This window comes from Pelovirga sp. (assembly GCF_059864205.1).
On sequence record NZ_JCBCBS010000186.1, the window covers coordinates 1 to 3810 of the forward strand.

Below are 3810 nucleotides of genomic sequence, written 5' to 3' on the forward strand. Positions count from 1 at the left end.
CCGATCCCGGTAAAAAAGGGCAAGGACGACAAGGTCATCGGCGCCACGGTCAACCAGACCGGCAGTTTTGTCATGCGCGCGCAGGCCGTGGGCGAGGAAACCATGCTCGCACGGATCGTAAAAATGGTCGCCGAGGCCCAACGTAGCCGGGCACCCATTCAGAACCTGGTCGACCGGGTCGCGGGCTATTTTGTGCCTGCGGTAGTGCTGATCGCTCTGTTCGCTTTCGGCATCTGGGCCTCCTTCGGTCCCGCACCGGCCATGGCCTACGCCATCGTCGTGGCCGTTTCGGTGCTGATCATCGCCTGCCCCTGCGCACTCGGTCTGGCCACCCCCATGTCGATCATGGTCGGGGTTGGCAAGGGAGCCCAAAACGGCATCCTGATCAAAAACGCCGAAGCCTTTGAACGCGCCGAGAAAGTCACGCACCTCATCACCGACAAGACCGGCACCCTCACCGAGGGAAAGCCGTCGGTTGTCGATATTCACGTGCCGGACGGTGTTAAAACCGACGAATTGCTGCGTCTGGCGGCGGCTGTTGAATCTCAGTCCGAGCACCCCCTCGCCCGCGCCGTAGTCGATCAAGCGAAGCAAGTGGGCCTTAAACTGCCGGTCATCACCGACTTTAAGAGCACCACCGGAGGTGGCGTCCAGGCCAGGGTCGATGGCAAGATGATTCGCATCGGCAAACGGACCTTCCTCGAAGCGGACGACATCACCATCCCCGGCAACTTAAGCCAGGAAGCCGAGCGGCTGCAAGGCGAGGCCAAAACGGTGATCTGGACGGCACGCGACGATCAGCTCCTTGGCCTCATCGCCATCGCCGATCCGATCAAGAAAACCTCGAAGGAGGCCATCGCAGCGTTACACGAAATGGGGATCACGGTCGTCATGTGCACAGGGGATAATCTGCGCACCGCCAACGCCGTAGCCACCGAACTGGGGATAGACGAAGTGCATGCCGAAGTGTCCCCCGAGGACAAACAACGCATCGTCAACGAATTAAAGGCCAAGGGGTATCGCGTTGCCATGGCGGGCGACGGGATCAACGACGCACCTGCACTGGCCGCTGCCGATGTCGGCATCGCCATGGGCACAGGCACGGACGTTGCCATCGAGAGCGCCGGCCTGACCCTGGTGAAGGGCGACCTGCGCGGTATTGTGGGTGGTTTGCGTCTCAGCCAAGCCGTTATGCGCAATATCCGCCAGAACCTGTTCTTCGCTTTTATCTACAATGCCACCGGCGTTCCCATCGCAGCGGGAGTGCTCTATCCCTTCTTCGGCATCCTGCTCAGCCCGATGATCGCCGGTGCCGCCATGGCCTTCAGTTCCGTTTCAGTGATCACCAACGCCTTACGTCTGCGCAAGTTCACGCTATAACGAGGCCCTGGACGTTAGAGCGACGACATACAGGAGTTGAGTCATGAATGAGTCGATCAGTCATACTGGGGCATGGGGTATCGCGATGATCGTCATCGTTTTGATATCCTGGTTTTTCTATCGCTATGTTGCGCCGTAGAACTGGCGTGAGTGGGCTAGCGCCGGGGCGGTACAGGCCTTTATCATCGCCCTGTATGCGCAGATGTACAGCTTCCCGCTCACCATTTATCTGTTGGTGCGCTTTTTCGGCCTCGACAGCGAATTCGTCAGCACCAGCCTCTGGTCAGTTGCCAAAGGTGCTGTTGATGTTAGACAGCTTGTCGCAGGATGATGTGCAGCTGATCTATCAATGCAGTGAGAAGTAAATGGCGGAGTTGAGGGGATTTGAACCTTCGACCTCGCTGCCGAAGCAAGCACGCCGCTAGCTGTGGCGAATTCTCATAACTCACCAAGATAGCGGAAGCAGATTTTTTAAAGATAAAGGCATGGCAGGTCCCACTAATGGCATTTTTTAAATTGTCCAAGATCGTGTTCTCATCTCTTGTTCCGCACTAAATTTGATGGCATATCCGGTGGTTAACGTTACCTTCCTACAAACCCTGCATCATAAGAAACGCCCACGATCTGGTATCCGTGGGCGTTTTGTGTTCTGTTGATGGTGCTAATCGAGAAATATCGCGATTGCCGGGTTGGTCTGTGGGGTGTGTTGGTTATGGTAATTGCCTGACTGATCTTTAAACACGCAAAGGATCAACCCCCAAGACATGATGATGAGATGAATCTGGCTACACTCGATTGGAATAGCGATTAAATGCCGCCATGGTATCGATTAGCAATTCAACCTCCTCACCACCTTTGGGAATTTCCAGAAATCCCGTCAACCGCTCCTGCCACTGTCTCAGCAGTTCGGTACGGTGTACAAGTATCAACGTGCTCACTTTGCGCCGTGCAATCAGGGTGGCGGCGGTAACTGTCTTGCCGAAGGCCGTTGGCGCGCAGAGCACGCCGACCTCGTGTTTGAGCATTTCCCGTAGCGCTGCCTTCTGGTCCTTGCGCAAGGTGCCGATGAATTTGGCAGCCACCTTGCGTCCGGGTAGACGTTCATCCTGTATATCAGGACGGATGTCGTTCTCTTGTAACAGGTCGAGCACTACATCGAGGCAGCCTCGTGGCAGGCCGATATGGTGGGGATAGTTCTCTGCGCAGCCGATAACTCGCGGCTTATTCCATACCGGCTGGCGCATGGTCTGGGCCTTATAGAACTCCGGATTCTGGAAGGCAGCTAGACGGATCAGGCGATTGGCTAGCGGTTGCGGCAGACCAGCCTTGGCGATAAAAATCTGGTTGGCCAGCACCAGTTTCAACGACTCCGGTAGGTGTCCAACAATCCTGGCCGGCAAAGGTGATGGACGCTGCCAGGGTTTGCTGTCCTCATCCTCAGCGGCCAAGGCAACATCCAGGGGATGACGGCCACCGCTGGCTCGCAAAATGGCATCTTCCAGATCACGCCGAGACATTGGACGAATGGATGTCAGAAAAACCCACTGGTCCGGGTACGGCTGCAGGTGATCATCGACAAACACACTGCGACCCAAGTCTCTTGGTTGTTTCTGCAAAGGGAGCGCGATCAGGTTACCAAAGCCACCCTTGGGCATGATGTCCTGGTTGGGAAAAAGGCGGTCATAGCTGGCCAAGGACAATTGGCGGGTGCGGTCGCAGGTATGGCTGATCAGCGCAGCCCCAAGCAGCCGGGCCTCACGGGCGGGAACCGGCTCAGCAAAAAATATCCAGGTGTGAGCCCCATTGCCGGAACGGGAAATTTCCAGCGCCGCCGGGATGTCAAGCTCCCGGCAGGATTGCATGAAGGCCTTGGCATCCTCTCGCCAGTCTGCCTCATCGAAATCAGCCGCGAGGAAATAGCAGCTGTCATCGGCAAGCAGAGGAAAGACGCCGATGGTTTGTTTGCCTGCCAGATGGTTGTAAATTAATTGATCGGTTACCGGCAGCAACTGGCGCTGGCTGCAGTCTCCGCATTTAACTCGCGGTTTATGGCAGACGCCGGGCTTCCACTCATTGCCACAGGCTGGCGAGTAGCCTGTCTTGCCTTTGGCCGATTCCCAGCGTTGGGGGTATACATCCTCACGTCCCCTGAACAGACGACGGAACAGGGTGATCTTGGTATCGGTGGTGAGATGTGCTGGGACCGATACGGATTGCGTTGAGGCAGGAGCGGGTTCAGAGATAGTCGGTTCTTCGCAGGGAATACCGTGTTGGTTCAGCAAGTTCTTGAGGCGGGCGTTCTCATCGCGCAACCATCGCAGTTCATCTTGGTCATTCAGCCCTTGGTTACTCCTCGCCAAATCCATACTCCGCCATCAAATCATCCATGTCCTCACCAACACCCCAACCCCAGTTGTGACCTTCATGCCT

General features: G+C 56.5%; 2 protein-coding genes and 1 pseudogene. 1 reads left to right on the top strand and 2 read right to left on the bottom strand.

Annotated features, from left to right (window positions below):
- Positions 1 to 1380: heavy metal translocating P-type ATPase (locus tag AC6F7T_RS11760; RefSeq protein ID WP_500719081.1), on the top strand; the 1380-nt coding region annotated here is incomplete at its 5' end.
- Positions 1381 to 1817: 437 nt separating this feature from the next.
- Here the strand turns inward: AC6F7T_RS11760 and AC6F7T_RS11765 are convergent.
- A pseudogene (locus tag AC6F7T_RS11765) lies at positions 1818 to 1913 on the bottom strand (IS1595 family transposase); the annotation flags it as partial.
- 252 nt (positions 1914 to 2165) lie between these two features.
- Positions 2166 to 3740, bottom strand: a complete 1575-nt coding sequence (locus AC6F7T_RS11770) for a TOTE conflict system archaeo-eukaryotic primase domain-containing protein (RefSeq protein WP_500719083.1) — start codon at positions 3738 to 3740, stop codon at positions 2166 to 2168.
- Positions 3741 to 3810 lie beyond the last annotated feature (70 nt).